This is a genomic window from Paenibacillus shenyangensis, assembly GCF_000346635.1.
GTDB classification, from domain to species: Bacteria; Bacillota; Bacilli; order Paenibacillales; family Paenibacillaceae; genus Saccharibacillus; species Saccharibacillus dauci.
Map to the genome: position 1 here is coordinate 38,065 of NZ_AOIG01000018.1, position 17,435 is coordinate 55,499.

At 47.2% G+C, this 17,435-nt stretch carries 15 protein-coding genes; 9 read left to right on the top strand and 6 right to left on the bottom strand.

What is annotated here, in order from left to right:
- Nucleotides 1-11 precede the first annotated feature (11 nt).
- The 4 genes from H065_RS0115240 to H065_RS0115255 all read left to right on the top strand — a co-directional run bounded on the left by H065_RS0115240 (nucleotide 12) and on the right by H065_RS0115255 (nucleotide 6,966).
- Nucleotides 12-1,100 (top strand): C40 family peptidase, encoded by a 1,089-nt coding sequence (locus tag H065_RS0115240; RefSeq protein WP_017813945.1) that lies wholly within the window; start codon nucleotides 12-14, stop codon nucleotides 1,098-1,100.
- 108 nt (nucleotides 1,101-1,208) lie between these two features.
- Complete coding sequence (locus H065_RS0115245) at nucleotides 1,209-1,874, top strand: HAD family hydrolase (protein ID WP_017813946.1); 666 nt, start codon at nucleotides 1,209-1,211, stop codon at nucleotides 1,872-1,874.
- Nucleotides 1,875-2,321: 447 nt separating this feature from the next.
- Nucleotides 2,322-4,760 carry an arabinan endo-1,5-alpha-L-arabinosidase AbnB gene (gene abnB / locus H065_RS0115250; RefSeq protein WP_017813947.1) on the top strand — a complete coding sequence of 813 codons (2,439 nt, stop codon included), beginning with the start codon at nucleotides 2,322-2,324 and terminating at the stop codon, nucleotides 4,758-4,760.
- A gap of 211 nt (nucleotides 4,761-4,971) precedes the next feature.
- Entirely contained in the window at nucleotides 4,972-6,966 is a 1,995-nt protein-coding gene (locus H065_RS0115255; protein ID WP_017813948.1) for a serine hydrolase domain-containing protein, read from the top strand.
- Between the two features lie 77 nt (nucleotides 6,967-7,043).
- On the opposite strand, the gene H065_RS0115260 is transcribed toward H065_RS0115255, so the two are convergent.
- Complete coding sequence (locus tag H065_RS0115260) at nucleotides 7,044-8,822, bottom strand: helix-turn-helix transcriptional regulator (RefSeq protein ID WP_026136263.1); 1,779 nt, start codon at nucleotides 8,820-8,822, stop codon at nucleotides 7,044-7,046.
- Between the two features lie 449 nt (nucleotides 8,823-9,271).
- Between H065_RS0115260 and H065_RS0115265 the strand changes: the two genes are divergently transcribed.
- Nucleotides 9,272-9,607: a DUF4870 domain-containing protein gene (locus H065_RS0115265; protein ID WP_017813950.1), complete on the top strand. Its 336-nt coding sequence runs from the start codon at nucleotides 9,272-9,274 to the stop codon at nucleotides 9,605-9,607.
- A 218-nt stretch (nucleotides 9,608-9,825) separates the two neighbouring features.
- On the opposite strand, the gene H065_RS0115270 is transcribed toward H065_RS0115265, so the two are convergent.
- Nucleotides 9,826-10,380, bottom strand: coding sequence for a GNAT family N-acetyltransferase (locus tag H065_RS0115270; protein ID WP_017813951.1), 555 nt, complete (start codon nucleotides 10,378-10,380; stop codon nucleotides 9,826-9,828).
- A gap of 153 nt (nucleotides 10,381-10,533) precedes the next feature.
- On the bottom strand, nucleotides 10,534-10,980 hold the full coding sequence (locus H065_RS0115275; protein ID WP_017813952.1) for a DUF6376 family protein: 447 nt from the start codon (nucleotides 10,978-10,980) through the stop codon (nucleotides 10,534-10,536).
- Between the two features lie 115 nt (nucleotides 10,981-11,095).
- Here H065_RS0115275 and H065_RS0115280 point away from each other — a divergent pair, with 115 nt between their 5' ends.
- On the top strand, nucleotides 11,096-11,341 hold the full coding sequence (locus H065_RS0115280) for a DUF6953 family protein (protein WP_017813953.1): 246 nt from the start codon (nucleotides 11,096-11,098) through the stop codon (nucleotides 11,339-11,341).
- Nucleotides 11,342-11,553: 212 nt separating this feature from the next.
- On the opposite strand, the gene H065_RS0115285 is transcribed toward H065_RS0115280, so the two are convergent.
- Nucleotides 11,554-11,766 (bottom strand): hypothetical protein, encoded by a 213-nt coding sequence (locus tag H065_RS0115285; RefSeq protein WP_017813954.1) that lies wholly within the window; start codon nucleotides 11,764-11,766, stop codon nucleotides 11,554-11,556.
- A 228-nt stretch (nucleotides 11,767-11,994) separates the two neighbouring features.
- On the opposite strand from H065_RS0115285, the gene H065_RS0115290 reads away from it, so the two are divergent.
- The 3 genes from H065_RS0115290 to H065_RS0115300 are packed head-to-tail and all read left to right on the top strand — an operon-like array spanning nucleotide 11,995 to nucleotide 16,392.
- Nucleotides 11,995-12,696: an FHA domain-containing protein gene (locus H065_RS0115290; protein WP_017813955.1), complete on the top strand. Its 702-nt coding sequence runs from the start codon at nucleotides 11,995-11,997 to the stop codon at nucleotides 12,694-12,696.
- A gap of 35 nt (nucleotides 12,697-12,731) precedes the next feature.
- Nucleotides 12,732-14,555, top strand: a complete 1,824-nt coding sequence (locus H065_RS0115295; protein ID WP_017813956.1) for an ABC transporter ATP-binding protein — start codon at nucleotides 12,732-12,734, stop codon at nucleotides 14,553-14,555.
- Nucleotides 14,536-16,392 (top strand): ABC transporter ATP-binding protein, encoded by a 1,857-nt coding sequence (locus tag H065_RS0115300; RefSeq protein WP_017813957.1) that lies wholly within the window; start codon nucleotides 14,536-14,538, stop codon nucleotides 16,390-16,392. Before H065_RS0115295 ends, H065_RS0115300 begins: the two co-directional genes overlap by 20 nt.
- Before the next feature lie 184 nt (nucleotides 16,393-16,576).
- Here the strand turns inward: H065_RS0115300 and H065_RS26045 are convergent, their stop codons facing one another.
- Nucleotides 16,577-17,038 (bottom strand): NINE protein, encoded by a 462-nt coding sequence (locus tag H065_RS26045; protein ID WP_152425908.1) that lies wholly within the window; start codon nucleotides 17,036-17,038, stop codon nucleotides 16,577-16,579.
- 7 nt (nucleotides 17,039-17,045) lie between these two features.
- Nucleotides 17,046-17,393 (bottom strand): TM2 domain-containing protein, encoded by a 348-nt coding sequence (locus H065_RS0115310; protein WP_036630103.1) that lies wholly within the window; start codon nucleotides 17,391-17,393, stop codon nucleotides 17,046-17,048.
- Between the last annotated feature and the right edge of the window lie 42 nt (nucleotides 17,394-17,435).

Sequence of the window (17,435 nt, forward strand, 5' to 3'; positions counted from 1 at the left end):
AGATCACTTATATGAAAAATAGATCTACGACGATGATCAGACGCCCGGGACGCTGGGCAGGTGCGGCACTGCTGCTCTCCGCCTGTCTGCTGATACTGGCTGCATGGACAACGGCAGGCCATACTTCGGCAGCAGCCTCCACATCCCATTCTGCAGCAAAAGAGGACTGTAAAGTGAATCAAACTGCACGCAAGCATTATGTAAATGTCGCTGTAGCTACCTTGTGGACAGAACCGGGTCTGTCACGTCAGATGGATACCCCATCGCTGTCGAGTCCAGTCGATATGGAGAAATGGACATCCAATATGGCTACAGCGGATCAACGCCGCTGGCTGACCGGCAAAACAGAAACACAGGCATTATATGGCCAGGAAGTTCGTCTGCTAAAAGTACAGGGAGACTGGGCGTATGTCGCTGTCGTCGGACAATCCACACCGCGCAGTAAGTACGGCTATCCGGGCTGGCTGCCGCGCAAGCAGATTCTGACAACGACTACATGTGCTGCCTACAGCAAATGTCCGGTAGCTATCGTCAGTGCCAAGACGGCCAAGTTATATGATACGGATCGCAAAAGCAGTCTGCTGACGCTGAGCTTCAATACACGTCTGTCGGTGGTCGCGAACGAAGACAACTGGCTGCAGGTGCATACGCCGGATAATGGCACTGCCTGGCTGCGCAAGCAGGATGCGGATGTCTATGAACAATTATCCGATATTCCTGCACCGACCGGCGAAGAGCTTGTTCAGACAGGCAAACAGTTCCTCGGACTGCCGTATCTGTGGGCCGGCATCTCCGCGTATGGATTTGACTGTTCCGGCTTTACTTCTACACTGTACAGTTTCCACGGGATTGCCCTGCCGCGTGATGCTTCCGCCCAGATCAAGGAAGGCACGCCGGTAAGCTGGAGCGATATGCAGCCTGGTGATCTGATGTTTTTTGCTCATAACAATGGCAAAGGCAGTGTACACCATGTGTCCATGTATATCGGAGACGGCAAAATGATGCATTCTCCAAAAGCAGGCAAGACTGTCGAGATTATTTCGGTAGATACACCGGCCTACAAAAAAGAATTTGCCGGAGCGCGTCGATATCTCAAATAAGATACAACACTTGCACAAGCAAAAAGGTCTATAACTTTATACATCACTACTGTCATAATAGGCATGTAATCAGGGTAATATACTTCCACAGTACAAGGAGGTCATGACATGATTACATGCCTTATTTTTGATCTGGATGGAACTATTGGCAATACTGAGCCGCTCTGTCTGGAAGCGTTCCATCAGGCGCTGGAACCATGGGCGGGCAGAAAGATTAGCGATCAGGAAATTATGGATGCGTTTGGCCCGTCGGAGGAAGGAATTATCCGCACGCTATTTCAGGATCACCGGGAAGAAGCGTTGCATGATTATATCCAGTGCTACAAAGAAATGCATGACGCGATCTGTCCGGCTCCTTTTGAAGGAATGCGGGAGCTACTGTCATGGGCGAGGAATCAGGGTATGCATATTGCCATGGTAACAGGCAAAAGTAAGCCGACAAGCGATTATACGCTGCATCAGTTCGGTATCGCTTCGTATTTTGAAGTGGTGGAAAATGGAATTGCCGAGAAAGAGATCAAACCGCAGGGGATTCGTAGTGTATTGGAGCAACTCGGCGTTCCTGCCGAAGAAGCATTATATATCGGAGACAAACCCGGTGATATCCAGGCAGCGCGTGAAGTAGGCATTCCTATTGCCTCTGCCTGCTGGGCACCGGACGGGGATGAACAGGAACTGCGCGAAGCACAACCGGATCAGCTGTTTACTTCCGTGGCACAACTTATGGATTATCTGCAAAAGCAAGTGTACAATCGTACGCTGGCAGCAGAGTAGGTTATACATCGAGGACAATATCTGTCCGATCATCTACAAAGCATTTTTTGGTTCCACAACAGGATATGATCCCAATAAATCAAGCCTGCTATCAAGAAAGATGGTAGGCTTTTTTGATGAAAAAAAGGAAGAACATACGGGTAAGAAGAGCAGTAAATCTAAAAGGGGAAAAGACTCGGATATAAATATAACGAATTATATATCGTTTACTTGTTTAACTTATATATTTATAATACACAAATATGTAAATATATTTCTTGCCTATTTGTAAATAAGTGAATTATTATGTTTGTAAGCGCTATCTGTACAGATATCATCTTTTATGCAAGCGTTTTAATTAAATAATGTAAATATATTTATTAACGAATACGGAATATTATGTATTTGATCATTTTTTCGTTATCGCCTTATATATACACAGATTTATATACAGAGAGGAAGAAAATAATGAAATCCAGACAACCAATATGGCAGAAAACAACCATTCTCGCTTTGGGAACAGCTCTGTTACTGCCAGGCAGCATCTCTGCGGCATCCGAAGCCAACCAGCCGCAAGCTTATGTAAATGTACAATCATCGGGATATGTGCAGCAGCAGATGGCAGCTCTTCAGGCCAGTCGTACAGCTGCGCCTCTGTATAAGGAAGCCTCTGTACATGATCCGTCTGTAATCAAAGTGGGAGATACATTTTATATCTTTGGTTCCCATCTGGCATCTGCCAAATCCAAGGATCTAATGAACTGGGATATGATCTCTTCCGGAGTAGCCGACGGTAATGCACTGATTCCGAATGTAACTACCGAGCTGCAGGAAGCATTGGATTGGGCACAGACCGATACGCTGTGGGCTGCTGATGTGATCCAGCTGGCTGATGGCAAATTCTATATGTACTACAATGCATGCAAAGGCGATTCACCACGTTCGGCAATGGGGATCGCAGTAGCCGACAAAATTGAAGGTCCATACAAGGATAAAGGCATTTTCCTGAAATCCGGTATGTGGGATCAAAAGAGTGAGGACGGCACGATCTATGATGCACGGATTCATCCGAATGCGGTAGACCCTGATGTATTTTATGATAAGAACGGCAAGCTATGGATGGTCTATGGTTCATATTCCGGCGGTATCTTTGTTATGCAGATGGACCCGGCTACCGGTAAACCTCTGCCTGGACAGGGATACGGCAAAAAAGTAATCGGTGGCAATCACAGCCGGATCGAGGGCGCTTATATGATGTATAGCCCGGATACGGATTATTATTACATGTACCTGTCATTCGGCGGACTGGATGCAACTGGCGGATACAATCTGCGCGTTGTCCGCTCCAAAACACCGGATGGACCGTTCTACGATGCGGCAGGCAATGAGATGACTAACGTCAAGGCTGATCCAACCAAGCCGCTATTTGATGATGATTCGATCGAGCCCTACGGCGTCAAGATTATCGGGAACTACCAGTTCGACCGCGAAATTGGCGATCCCGGCGAAGGATCGGGTGCAGGGGCGGTATCACCGGGTCACAACTCTGCTTACTATGATGAACAGACCGGACGTTATTTCCTGATCTTCCATTCCCGCTTCCCTGGACGCGGTGAAGCGCATGAAGTACGCACCCATGAGATGTTCATGAATAAAGACGGCTGGCCGGTCGTAGCGCCATATCGGTACGCTGGTGAGCAGCAGCCTCAGGCGACAGTCAGCAAAAATGAGATTGCCGGAAGCTACCAGTGGATTACGCAGGACAAAAATATCAGCGCGGATATTCATCATTCCGTATCCGCTCAGCTGAACAGTGACGGTACCATTACCGGTGATATTAGTGGAACCTGGGAGCTGCAAGGCAAAAATACAGGGATTTTCAAAGTGAATGGAGTCACCTATACGGGCGTATTCCTGCATGAGACCAATGCCGATTCCGGAAAAACAGTCATCACCCTCACTGCCTTGTCTTCGTCCGGTGTTGGTGTATGGGGAAGCCAGCGTGAAAAGCTCAAAGATAAACAGATCGTCTCCAGTGTGGATGAAGATCTGAGCCTGGGTGATATTAGCGGGGTATTCTACGATCTGAATCTGCCGGTAAAAGGCACACGTGATTCACAGATCAGCTGGCGTTCCAACAAGCCGGATATTATCTCGAATACCGGAGTAGTGACTCGTCCGGCAGCTGGTGAAGGCAATGCCAGAGTAACCCTGATTGCTACCATTACCAAAGATGGTTCCAAAAAGAACAAAAATTTCAAAGTGACTGTACTGGAGCAGGGACGCGGTCCGCTGCTAAGTCATTACAAATTCGATGAAACTTCCGATACCACTGTCACAGACAGTACCTATAATCATTACGATGGTACGCTGATGAATGGCGTAACCCGAAATGTATATGGCAGTGGCGGCATGATTACACTGGATGGCCGGGATGATTATGTACAGCTGCCGGGAACAGTAACCGATGGCGAGGACTTTACTTTTGCTGCCTGGGTCAAATGGGACGGTGGCGCAGCCTGGCAGCGGATCATGGACTTTGGCAATGGAATGAATGGCTTTATGTTCCTGACTCCTTCGCAAGGAACCGGAATGCAGTTTACGATTCATCAGAATAATACGAACCAGAATATTGTTACTGGCTCAGCGATGCCACAAGGCAAATGGGTACATGTCACAGTAACACTGGCAGGCGATACCGGTAAATTGTACCTCAACGGCCAACTGGCGGGCACGAACGACAAGATGACGTTTAATCCGAAAAACCTCATGACCCGTGAAGCCTATCTGGGCAAAAGCCGCTTCGCTGCAGATGCCTATTTCAAAGGCAGTCTGGATGATGTACGTATCTACAACGAGGCACTCAGCCCGGATGAAATTGCCCAGCTCGCCAAAACCATGAATTAAATCCGGCAGCAGCAAAAAAGACATTTGATATACATCATAGAAATACCAAAAGCAGAGCGATCCGTTAACAGACGGAACAGCTCTGCTTTTTGGCATCCGGCTCTGAAATGTAATGCATGACGAAATGTAACTGGTCGGTATGACAGCCATTTTGCCATACTGGGTGATGCCAGATGCGATCCGGCAAAATACATTTCAAGGAGAACCATTCATGAAAAAAATGTTGTATACCAGTTTGATCGTCATACTCATCTCTTCTATATGCACAACCGCATGTATGACAACACCAAGCAGTAATTCCGCTGCTGCTCCAATGATATCCCATACCTCTTCGAAGATAGACAGGGATGGGCCGAACAATACCAAAGAACTGGAGAAATTCGCAGACCGGGTATTTGCGGACAAAATGAAGAAATTCAATACGGTCGGTTCCAATTTTGTCGTAATCACCAATGGTAAAGTGATGCTTAGTAAGGGATACGGGTATGCAGACAGAGAGAAGAAAATTCCGGTAGACTCCAATACGGTGTTCCAGATCGGGTCGGTGACCAAATCGTTCACAGCATTGGCAGCGATGCAGCTGGTGGATAAAGGGAAAATGGATTTGCATCGTGATATTCAGGATTATTTGGGAGGAATCAAAGTTCCGAATACAACAGGCCAAAAGCTGACGATGTTTGACCTGCTTACCTATTCAGGCGGATTTGATGAGCCGGACATTGCCAACGAATCCTATCCGGAATATGTACATCACTATTTCCCAATGAAGTCATATATCGAATCACATATGCCTACAGTCGTCAGACCTCCCGGAGAAGCCTATACCTATGACAATTTCGGGTTTATGCTGGCTGGCTATGCCATCGCACAGGTGGCAGGTACATCCTATTCCCAGTACATGCAAAAGAATATTTTCAAACCGCTGGGGATGTCATCGACGAGCGTACAATTTACGCCTTCTTTATTAAAGCGAATGGCTGCCCATTATGGACCCGATGGTAAACGGATAGCACTCGAAGGATTCAATCCTACAGAAAAACCGGAAGGCGGTATGGTCTCCACTGCCAGGGACATGGCCCAATATCTGATCATGCACCTGAACAAAGGAACGTACCGGGGCAAAGAAGTGGTGAGTCCACAAAGTATCAAGCAGATGCATACGTATCAATTGTTTCCTTCCAAGAAAATTCCGGTTACTACGATTGGATTTGAGGGCTACTTTAAGGACAAGATGAACAACCAGCATGTTATTCTCAAAGGAGGAAACGTAACCGGGCACTCCTCTCTGATCGTTATTTTGCCCGAGAAAAATACAGCCATGTACATGTCCTATAATAATGATTCGATGATGAGCCTGGATGTATACGAAGAATTCATGAATCATTATTATCCCCGAAAATCAAAAGCGCCCAAATCCATACACAAAATCATCACTGCGCAGCAAGCCAAGGAATATGTGGGATTATATCAGAACACACGTATTGCCGCTCTGAGATCCAAAGTGTCTTATTCCAATGGAAGATTGGTGATGGAGACAGGAACGTCGGGTAAACATACTCTTCATATGCTTGATTCGTTGTTATTCGAAGATGAATCGGGCAACAAACTAACATTCAATAAAAATAAAGCAGGCGAGATTGCTTATCTGTATTATATGCAGCTGCCCGATCTGGTTGCCTATGCACAGAAAATAAAAGTAGATTCACCGTTCTCCGATGTACGGGCAGACAGTTCATATCGTACTTATATTAATAACCTTCATGCGTTAAATGTGATGCCCGGTAAATCTGCGCATCTGTTCGACCCGGATGGAACCATGACTCAAGGAGAGTTCTCGGAAGTATTGCTGCGCGCTCAAGGGTGGTACAAGCAACCTTTTATGATCGAGCCGAATAGAAAGCAAATGCTCGCCGGATTAACACAGTATGAGCAGAATGAGCCTATTACCCGGGAAATAGCGGCGGTAATGATCCAGAATCTCAAACAGGCAGAGCCTCGATTCAAAATCACACTAAAAGATCAGACAGCACCTTGGGCAGCGAAAGCTATTACTGCTCTTGTCTCGCAAGGTATTATCGACCCGGATACCCAAATCAACACTGACGGCTCATTGGACTTTCGTTCCAAGCAGCTTCTGAAACGTCAGGAAGCCAGTGCATGGTTGGATCAGGCATTTAATTACTATACATTGCCTATCCAGCATTAATTCATAAAACAACGTGAAAAAGCGCAGGTGGCAGGGAACGTCCTTGTCACTTGCGCTTTTCTTATTTATTTCGGATGTTATAAAATCCCCAGTTCCCGTGACTTCTGTACCGCTTCTTCCCGGTTGCGCACACCAAGCTTCAGATAGACCGATGAAGCATAGTTCCGTACGGTTCCATCAGATAAATACAATCTGGAGGCGATCGTTTTGTAACGAAGTCCTTCCGAGACAAGTTGTAGAATCTCAAGCTCTCGCGGCGTCAGATCATAGGATGTAGCTGGCTGGATCATCGGCGAATCGTTTAACTGTGCGAATAATTTCTGTGACATGCCCCGATCGATCAGTGTTCCTCCGCGATGAACCGTACGGATAGTCTCGGCCAGTTCTCCCGGATGCATGGATTTTAGTAAATAGCCATCTGCGCCACTTTGCATGGCTTGCAGAGCCTGTTCAGTATCCTCAAATGTGGTGAGGATCAGAATATGGATATGCGGCCATGTCTGCTTAATCATTCGGGTGGCAGAGATTCCGTCCATATGGGGCATATCCAGATCCATCAATACCAACTGCGGTTGAAGCAGTCGGCACTGTTCAATAGCCTGCCGACCATCTTCTGCCATTCCGGCGACCTGTAAATCATGCTGCTCTTCCAGAATAATCTGCAGGCTATCACGGATAAAGGGCTGATCATCGACGAGCAACAGACGTATTGCTTCATCTTCGGCTTCTATTTGTCTTGGCAGCGTGCAAGTAACAAGTGTGCCCTCATCCGGCTGACTGTAGATGGCAATCTGTCCCTGAACATTTATTGCCCGTTCTTTCATGGCACGAAGGCCGAATCCATCGCGCAATTGTTCTGTCCCGCGGCCATTATCCTGGATTTCCAGCCTGGTCTGCTGAAGCTCAAATCGCAGAAAGACGGTAATTGCAGTCGACTGTCCATGACGCACTGCATTTGTCAGCGATTCCTGCAGGCAACGATACAGCATGGTTTTGGCTTGTCTGGTTATCATGTACTCTTCTCCGAATGCCTGAAAACGAACCGTCACATTAGCATGTTCCTGAAATTCATCTGCCAGAGCCTGTAAAGACTGGGTGAGCGGCAGTTCTTCCTGCGGCGATTGCATCTGGTGTACATAATTTCTGACTTCATCCATATTTTGACGAGCTCGATAGAGCAGAGAATCGAGACGTTCGGTACCGGTGACTGTTGCCAGCTCCGGGCGCAGGGTTTCGAGTCCCATAATCAAGGAGGTATAAGCATGTCCAACTGTATCATGGAGCTCTTTGGACAATCGGCTCCGCTCCTCAGCTAGAGTAATGCGTTCTACCTGTGACAGGTACTGCTCCAACACCGCATTCTGATCACGTATGATCTCGCTTTGACGGTGATTAACCATTAGTAAATGAAAAGAAAACCCGAACGTATACGCTAATCCAAACTGTAGCAGAATCGCCCAAAAATCACTCTGTTCGGCAACCTGTGTAAATATAATGGGTACAAGCAGTATAACCAGAGGAGCAGACCAGTAATAAGATTGTTGTCTGCTATTGGCAGCTATCAAAAAGGCATATAACAAGAACGAAAGGTAGGCTGCTGGAAAAAAGGATGCCAGATAAAGACATAATCCACCCGAAATCACAATTTCGGTAAGCAAATAGTATTTGTAATTGAGCTGCAAGCATACCCATGGAACAGTAAAAGCAATCAGCTGCCATAACACAAGAATCCAAAACGGCAGCATAAAATAAGCATGTCTATCGACTGTAGTAAGCAGCAAAGAGATGCTGCAGAGCAGGCGGATTCCCAGCATCAGCCAATTGTACCAAAACCACTTTTGAATCCATTTGTTCATCTCCTGAACCAATAATATCCACTCCCAAAATCTTCAGTATGACACGATGTAACAAGTATAAAGTGCAATATCATTTGGAACATACCCGTACATTTCCTCTTGTTCCAGTTATTCTATCCTGATCTATATGACATCTGCGATGCATGTCATATGAATCTGATTCATCTCTATTATGTACAGATTACAGTTGTATCCTACTGTTTCTGATGTCAGTTTGACCAGTAGCATATTGTCATATGACATTTTGATTCTAACAAGCTGCCAAGAAGATACATGCCTTCTTTCCTTCTGAGTGAATATGCATAATTCTATCTATTCAAACCTGTCTGTTGATGTTATACTCTGGATGAATTTCAAGATACGGCAACCATACATAATAGCATACTTCACGTCTACTTTTCTGCCGCTAATCATGAACTGAAAATATAAAGATTAGAGAGGTAATCCACATGTCCAATTTTCAAGATCCATACCCGCACGAAGATCCGAATGATGTGCAAAGTAACAAGGTAATGGCAATTCTGGCTTATATTCTGTTCTTTGTACCGCTTCTGGCTGCGCGTAATTCACCGTTTGCTATGTATCATGCCAATCAAGGATTGGTTCTGTTTATTATCGTAGTAGCCGCACAGGTTGTGCTGGCTGTAATTCCCTTTATTGGATTTATCCTGTCTCCTATCGTTTTCCTGGCGACTTTGGTCTTTATGATCATCGGTATCATTAATGCAGCCAATGGCCAGCGCAAGCCGCTGCCGTTTATCGGCAATATCCAGCTGATCAAGTAAGCTAAGAATAATTGTATACGCGGCTGCTATGAAGTTTGCAGCAGGCTGTGCTCTGTTTCTCTCCAGCTTACTTACATTAGAATAAGAATAACGAATAGAAAAAGCTTCTCTTTCCGCATTAGCGGATCGGGAAGCTTTTATTATTTTTGTAGAGTCATGATTGATGTGGCAAGACAGAGGTGTAGAGGATATTGGTTCAGCGCTATGACGGAGCCGTGCTAAACCCCTTTTTGAAAAGAGTTTTTCTCGCGGAATTCTGTCTGCAATATGGAGTACTGGTACGAATCCCACCACTGCTGCTTGTAATACATATGCTCCCGCAGATGCCCTTCATAGCTCATGCCTATTTTTTGCATAACTTTGGCAGAACCGATATTATCCGGTCGGCATCTGGCATAAATTCGGTGCAGATTCAGCTGGTTGAATCCGTATTCGAGCATGGCTGCGGCGGCTTCCGAAGCATAGCCTTTGCCCCAGCTGCCTGGATCATTACAGTAACCAATCTCTGCCTGCTGTTGATCGGATAGATGCAGGCCGCAACCGCCTATGAGTTGGTTATCTTCCCGACGAATGACGGCCATCTCATAGACCGTACGCGGTTCCTGCTGCTGCTCATTCAGCATGGACTGTACATATTGCCTCGTATCCTGCTCTGTATTGGGTCCCCATATCGTATGAAGAGTCACTTGAGGGTCAGAAGCATATCGGTGTACAGCTGGCCAATCTTCCATGACCAATTCCCTGATCCATAAGCGTGTTGTTGACAGTTCCATATTCAGACCTCCTGAACGTGTGGTGTATGACGGATATATGATTATGTAAAATAATGATCAGGACCCTTATTTCGCTAATTGGCAAGGTTCCCGATCATCTGGTAAAGACCTTTATATAGTTTATGCTGAAATTAGATAGCTTGTGAAATACTGTTAATTATTGCCAAGCTGCTGGAATTGGTTCAACAGACCGGTGATCTGGTCGATCGTCTGGAAAATAGGGGAGTTGTTCAGTGCTTGAGGAGTCAGCTTGCCTGCCTGTGCCTGATCGATCAATCCATTCACTTCCGTGCCGAGTGTATCGGTATAACCGGATAACTGCTGGTGCAGATCCTGGGCAAAGCCGGGAACCTGCAGATTCTGAAACTGATTAATCTGGCTCTGTGCATTTTGCAATTCCTGAATCAGGCTCTGGCGTGCACTGGGATCGGTAATCGCCTGCTGTGCAAGCTCAGGCAGCTGCTGGGACAGCTGGGAAGTATTATTGATATAGGTAGTGACTTCACTTACATAGTTCACGGACTGGCTGACCTGATCGACTGCTGAACAGCCGGACAGCAATCCAGCAAACAGCAGGATAGATAAAATATATTTTTTCATGGGAATGCACTCCTTTTCGGATGGTTACAGTATACTACTGTTAGGGAGAACCTATGGTTTCACAAAATCATGTACCGTCATCCCGCCAAGAAACGAGCATGGAAAGGAAGACAGTATGGAACCTACAGTAACAACAGAGCAGCAAATCGCAGAGTGGATGGTTGACCAGATTCGAGAGCAGGGTGTCTTAAAGCAGGAGGACGCGATCGCTCATGTTCGCGCCGAATATGGAGAACAGTACCTGTTTACCAGTGAGAGCGGCAATATTTCGCTGGATAAAGAAATCAAAAAAGCATTCCGCAAGTCTCATGGTGGACGTGTCGCCTGGGATCGTGACGGATTTTTCTGGGCATGGACGTAAGGGACGAATTCCCTGTATCCTGCAATACAATGCATATCGAAGTTAGAGATTCGGTTACAGTAAAAAGCGTCTGCATCAAGCAGGCGCTTTTTGTAATAGAATGAATTTTGCCGCTGCCGTTTCTACAAGAGGATGAGGGTATGGCTGTCCTTTCCAAGCGAAACTGTACGGTGATATTACGATTGCTGGCAAGCTGCATATAGATTCAATACTCAGAGGGGACGGATTGTAGATGTCCGGGAGTTATCGGATTTGTCGAGCATCAACTGCTGCAGATCATCCAGATTCTGAATGCGCAGCTGCTGTATTCCGCCATCTGTGCTGCTTTGAGGTAGAATTCGGTGATCGAGATATACATACAGCGCCATGCTGCTCGCGATCAGAAAAGAAAGCAATCCATAGATAATAATTTGTCTCGGTTTCATATTAACAGTCTCCACTTTGAAATATATTCCACAAATTGTATAGTATAATGAATGAAAAGAATGTTGGTCGATGGTTGGGATATTGATTGTGGTGCAGTCTCTCTGCTATACACTATAAAAGCCACACGGCAAGCAAACAATGAAATGAATCTGATGAAATTGTCACTGCCTCTGCGGAAACATGCAGAATTACAGCTTTGGCAAAATTCCCGAAAGTGAGAGATTAACATGCCGGACATGATTAAATTGATTGTCGACACGGCCGGCCAGGAAGGCCATGGTTCGTTTGTTTATGTAGAAAGTCAAAAAGAAACAATGATCGGCAGACATACCGGAACGATCCAACTCGATCTGCCGCTATATAATCAGCTGGTCTCCAAACAGCACTGCCGGATTACCCGCCAGCATAATACCGTATACGTCGAGGACCTGGGCAGCAAGAACGGTACCGAGCTGAATGGTCAGCGTCTGCAGCCTTACCAGAAATATCCGGTGAGCGAGAATGACCAGCTGACTCTGGTAAACGGATTGGTCGGCCTGCGTCTGGAACGGGGTGTGGATTTTGAAGAGACCCGTGAATACCGAATCAGCGATCTGTTGGAAAACGAAGTGCGGTTAAATGATTATTTGCAAAATATTCAAGTCGGTGGCGACAGTATTACACTGTCCAAAAAGGAATACCAGCTGTTCAAAATGCTGTATAACTGCCTCGACCACTTTGTAACCCGTGAACAGATTGTACGCGAGGTCTGGCCGGAGCGCTGTGTGGAAGATGCCGAGCTGGTCGGCGTGGATGAGGTCAATTCACTGATTTACCGTACGAATAAAAAGCTGGGAAATCACTTTATGATCAAGTCAGTGTACAAAAAAGGGGTATATATGAAGAAACAGTCCCAGAATGAAGAGATCGACATCGTATCTCCGTCCTGATGCTGTAAGGTAGATTTGTCACAAGGGGGATGCACATGTCGCTTATGTTTGCCTTTCTCAAAAAGTACCGGGTTGCCGCTGTGCTGGCGCTGCTCATGATGTTTATCGAGCTGGCGCTGGAACTGCTGCAGCCCTTTCTCATCTCCAAAATTATAGATGATGGAGTGAGCCGTCAGGATGCTTCGACAGTGCTGCTGTGGGGAGGAATTCTGGTCGGGGGTACAGTTATTGCTTTTGTCGCCGGCATATTCAGTTCGTTCTATGCTTCCTATGCAAGCCAGGGGCTGGGCTATGATCTGCGGGAAGCGCTGTATACCAAAGTACAGTCTTTCTCGTATGCCCTGTTCAGCCGTTTTTCTTCTTCATCGTTAATTACAAGGTTGACCAATGATGTGACCATTTTGCAGGACATGCTGTTTATGGGTCTGCGCTTCATGCTGCGGATGCCGCTGCTGGTGGTGGGCAGCAGTATTATGGCGCTGATCGTTAATGTGAAGCTGGGTCTGCTGCTGGTCGTGGGTATTCCGGTGCTGTTATTGTTTGTTATCGCGGTAATGAAACGGGCTGCTGCGCGATTCCAGCTGGTACAGCGGCGTCTGGATAAGGTCAATAATGTGATGCAGGAAAATCTGACCGGGATGCGGCTGATTCGTGTATTCGTTCGCCGCCATCATGAACGTAAACGTTTTGAACAGCATAGCGGTGAGTTGATGACGGATACGGTCGCTGCGCTGCGTCTGACCGAGACGACGATGCCGTTTATCCTGTTTATTATGAATGCCAGTATTATTGCAGTACTGTGGTTTGGACATCGTGACATTATGAGTGGAAGCGCTTCAGTGGGTGAAGTAGTAGCGATTATCAACTACTCCATGCGTACCATGGGCGCCTTATCGGCGTTCTCGATGATCGTGGCTTCCTTTTCCAGAGCGAGAGCTTCGGCTGAACGGATGGACGAAGTGATGAGTGCTTCCGAAGAAGAAGTGAGCAGTCGTCTATCATCTGATCAGGAGGTAGGGTCGGCAGCGCGTAACGATGATCCTGTTTTTGAAAATAGAGGATTAACCGAATCCAGGGTAGATCCTTCTTCATTACGAAAAGAACAGCGCGGCATTGCATTTGAGCATGTCTATTTTCAATATCCCGGTGTCGATACGCCGATTCTGACGGATATTTCCTTTACAGCACGTGCAGGCCGGATGACTGCGATTATGGGAGCGACCGGTTCGGGCAAATCGTCATTGGTCCAGATGATCTTACGGCTGTACGAAGCGAACAGCGGGCATATTTATTTGCAGGAACAAGATATTCGCAAAATGAGTGAAGAACAGCTGCGAGGTATCATTGGCTATGTGCCGCAAGAAGTCGTACTGTTCAGCGGCACTATTCGTGACAATATCGCCTGGGGCAATGAACATGCCACAATGGAAGAGATTGCAGAAGCTGCACGGATGGCCCAGATTCACGATACGATTACCCAGCTGCCGAATGGATATGATACCTTGCTCGGCCAGCGTGGAGTCAATCTGTCTGGCGGACAGAAGCAGCGTCTCTCTATTGCGCGAGCACTGGTGCGGCGTCCACAGATTCTGCTGCTGGATGACAGCACGAGTGCGCTGGATGTGCGCACAGAATCACTGCTGCTGGAGAGCCTCGGCACGTTGTCCTGTACCACAATTCTGATTACCCAAAAGATCAGCTCGACGATCCGGGCAGACAAAGTACTGCTGCTCAGCGATGGACAACTGATCGCCCAGGGCAATCATGATGAGCTGCTTCAGCAGTCGGAGCTGTACCGGAAAATATATGCATCCCAGTTTGGAGAGGAGGAGCTTGGCCGTGTGGAAATCATTCACTGATCCTTTTCGTGTTGCAAGACCTCCGGCTGTAGCGGCCGAAGAACCGGGAGATATTCCTCAGGGAACACCGGCAGCAGGCAAGAAGCGACGAGCCAAAGACTGGAAAGGTACACTGGGACGGATATGGAAATATCTCTCCCAGCGCCGCTTTAAGCTGTTTCTTGTTCTGTTCATGGTGCTGTTGACCTCTGCACTGACACTGCTGGGACCGTATCTGGTCGGAATCGCAATTGATGATTTTCTGGAACAGGATGCCGGCAGAAGCTGGATCTGGTTTCTCGCTGCACTGGGTGCAGTATATATTCTGAACTCGGTCACTTCCTGGCTGCAAAATGTTTGGATGATCGAGATTGCGCAAGAGACGGTCTACCGTATGCGTGCCGATCTGTTCTCGCATTTGCATCGTCTGCCGATCCCTTTTTTCGGACAGAGACAGCAGGGCGAGTTGATGAGCCGGGTGACCAATGATATCGAGAATGTCAGTTCGACGCTGAACAGCTCGGCGATTCAGATTTTCTCCAGCGTGCTGACGCTTATCGGTACGCTCGGTGTTATGCTGTGGCTCAGTCCGTTGCTGACGCTGTTGACCTTTATTGTCGTACCGCTGATGGCGCTGGGAATGCGCTGGATTACCCGGCGTACCGGTCCACTGTTCCGGGAACGGCAGCGTAATCTGGGTGAACTGAACGGTTATATCGAAGAGACGCTGTCGGGAGAGAAAATTATCAAAGCCTTTGCCCAGGAGCAGCGGGTAATTGGTGAATTCGGCGAACGTAATGACCGGATACGCTTCTCCGGATTCTGGGCTCAGACGATCTCCGGGTTTATTCCCAAACTGATGAACGGGCTTAATAATCTGAGCTTTGCCCTGATTGCCGGAGCAGGAGGACTACTGGCGATCCGTGGTGCGATTACTGTCGGGGTAATTGTCATTTTCGTAGAATATGCCCGCCAGTTTACACGTCCGCTCAATGATCTGGCGAATCAGTGGAATACGCTGCTGTCGGCGATTGCAGGAGCCGAGCGGGTATTCGAGATCATGGATGAAGAGATCGAAGAGGCCGATGAACAGCAGGCTAAGGCTGTCCAGCAAATCAAGGGAGAAGTGGAATTCCGTGATGTGTCCTTTGGTTATGATACAGGAGAAGGACGTGATACCCTCCAGCATATCTCGTTCAAAGCCGAGCCGGGAGAGATGATTGCACTCGTCGGGCCGACCGGCGCAGGCAAGACTACGCTGATTCAGCTGATCTCGCGCTTTTATGATGCGGATGAAGGCATGATTACGATAGATGGACAGGATATCAAGCAGATGCGTCGTGCCAGTCTGCGTGAACATATGGCATTTGTGCTGCAGGACTCATTTTTGTTCGAGGGAACGATTATGGATAATATCCGTTATGGACGGCTGGAGGCTACAGATGCCGAGGTAGAGCAGGCAGCAGTAATGGCCAATGCCGACAGCTTTATCCGTCGTCTGCCGGATGGATATCAGCATCATCTGGGACGGGATGGCGGCGGGATCAGTCAGGGTCAGCGCCAGCTACTCACGATTGCCAGAGCGATGTTGTCCGATCCGGCAATTCTGGTCCTCGATGAAGCGACGAGCAGTATTGATACGGTGACCGAGATCCGTATCCAGGAAGGACTGCAGCGGCTGATGCAGGGACGTACCAGCTTTGTGATTGCCCACCGGCTGAACACGATTCGGTCAGCTGACCAGATTCTCGTCCTGCGTGACGGGCAGATTATGGAAAAGGGTTCCCATGATCAGCTGCTGGAACAAGGCGGATTCTATAGCGATCTATTCCATAGCCAGCTGAAGGTATCTTCCTGATCTGCCGGAGTCCAATATTCATGCTTGTAGGGAATCTTGTATGGAAATATTGTGGCTTATACAGACTGCTGCACCAGTAAGAGAATCGATCTACAAATACCAAAAAGAACGCCCTGTCATCGACAGAGCGTTCTTTTTGGTATGTTCTATGTGTGTACGTTTCAGCTAGTCCTGTTATCGAATATTAAAGCTGAGGCGGCTGATATCCCTGCTGTGGAGCGGGTGCAGGAGCAGCCATAGGTTCACGTGCTGGTGGAGGATTTTGTCTTAGCCACTCGATCTGCTGAAGCACATCTTGCTCTGCTTTCTGATTTAGGTCGCTTACCATACGCGGAATAAGGAATAGATCAACCACAACCCAGACAAACAATGGGAATCCGGTCGCCAGCAGCAAGATAAGAAATGACCAGGTCGCTTCTTCACTAAATTCTGTAGCAAAAGCAAATCCGAAATAGGCAACCATAGCTACCAAAAACAACACAAGCTGAACAATTGCACTGATCGTTCGTCTCAGATAAAAACGGTGTACCCCCAGATGTCCGCCAATTAGCATCAGGTAGGATAGAGCCAAAGATTTCTCTTTGGACCGTAGTTCCGAGTTGAGCAGCATCAGTTCCTGTGGAGATAATTCATATCTGGTTAGCATATTGGAATCAGTAATTGTAGCTTGGTGGCGTGATTGGCTTTTGGATTAGGATCTGATCAATAATATTATTCTCTACATAAGCATTATGCTCTCTTACCGAAGTGTGCAGCAGAAAGGCATCCACAACCCACCATACGCCTGTAACAACCAGTCCTACACCAGTCAGTGACAGAATCAACTGTGTAACTGCTGTTCCGATCTTGCCCATGTAAAAGCGATGACCTCCAAAAATGCCCAGGAAATACCACAGCACATAAGCAACGACCATGTTTTTACCATACGTTTTTACTTCCGACTCAAGCAGCATCAGTTCACGTGCGTCCAACTGACTTTTGCGCTGCATGTTGTAACTCATTCCCATACATAACCCCTCGATTTCTAAATGTAATAGCTTCTT

What these genes read in the sequence shown, in the direction of transcription:
- H065_RS0115240 (WP_017813945.1), top strand. Translation starts at nt 12, where the DNA reads ATGAAAAATAGATCTACGACGATGATCAGACGCCCGGGACGCTGGGCA.
- H065_RS0115245 (WP_017813946.1), top strand. Translation starts at nt 1,209, where the DNA reads ATGATTACATGCCTTATTTTTGATCTGGATGGAACTATTGGCAATACT.
- abnB (WP_017813947.1), top strand. Translation starts at nt 2,322, where the DNA reads ATGAAATCCAGACAACCAATATGGCAGAAAACAACCATTCTCGCTTTG.
- H065_RS0115255 (WP_017813948.1), top strand. Translation starts at nt 4,972, where the DNA reads ATGAAAAAAATGTTGTATACCAGTTTGATCGTCATACTCATCTCTTCT.
- H065_RS0115260 (WP_026136263.1), bottom strand. Translation starts at nt 8,822, where the DNA reads ATGAACAAATGGATTCAAAAGTGGTTTTGGTACAATTGGCTGATGCTG.
- H065_RS0115265 (WP_017813950.1), top strand. Translation starts at nt 9,272, where the DNA reads ATGTCCAATTTTCAAGATCCATACCCGCACGAAGATCCGAATGATGTG.
- H065_RS0115270 (WP_017813951.1), bottom strand. Translation starts at nt 10,380, where the DNA reads ATGGAACTGTCAACAACACGCTTATGGATCAGGGAATTGGTCATGGAA.
- H065_RS0115275 (WP_017813952.1), bottom strand. Translation starts at nt 10,980, where the DNA reads ATGAAAAAATATATTTTATCTATCCTGCTGTTTGCTGGATTGCTGTCC.
- H065_RS0115280 (WP_017813953.1), top strand. Translation starts at nt 11,096, where the DNA reads ATGGAACCTACAGTAACAACAGAGCAGCAAATCGCAGAGTGGATGGTT.
- H065_RS0115285 (WP_017813954.1), bottom strand. Translation starts at nt 11,766, where the DNA reads ATGAAACCGAGACAAATTATTATCTATGGATTGCTTTCTTTTCTGATC.
- H065_RS0115290 (WP_017813955.1), top strand. Translation starts at nt 11,995, where the DNA reads ATGCCGGACATGATTAAATTGATTGTCGACACGGCCGGCCAGGAAGGC.
- H065_RS0115295 (WP_017813956.1), top strand. Translation starts at nt 12,732, where the DNA reads ATGTCGCTTATGTTTGCCTTTCTCAAAAAGTACCGGGTTGCCGCTGTG.
- H065_RS26045 (WP_152425908.1), bottom strand. Translation starts at nt 17,038, where the DNA reads ATGCTAACCAGATATGAATTATCTCCACAGGAACTGATGCTGCTCAAC.
- H065_RS0115310 (WP_036630103.1), bottom strand. Translation starts at nt 17,393, where the DNA reads ATGAGTTACAACATGCAGCGCAAAAGTCAGTTGGACGCACGTGAACTG.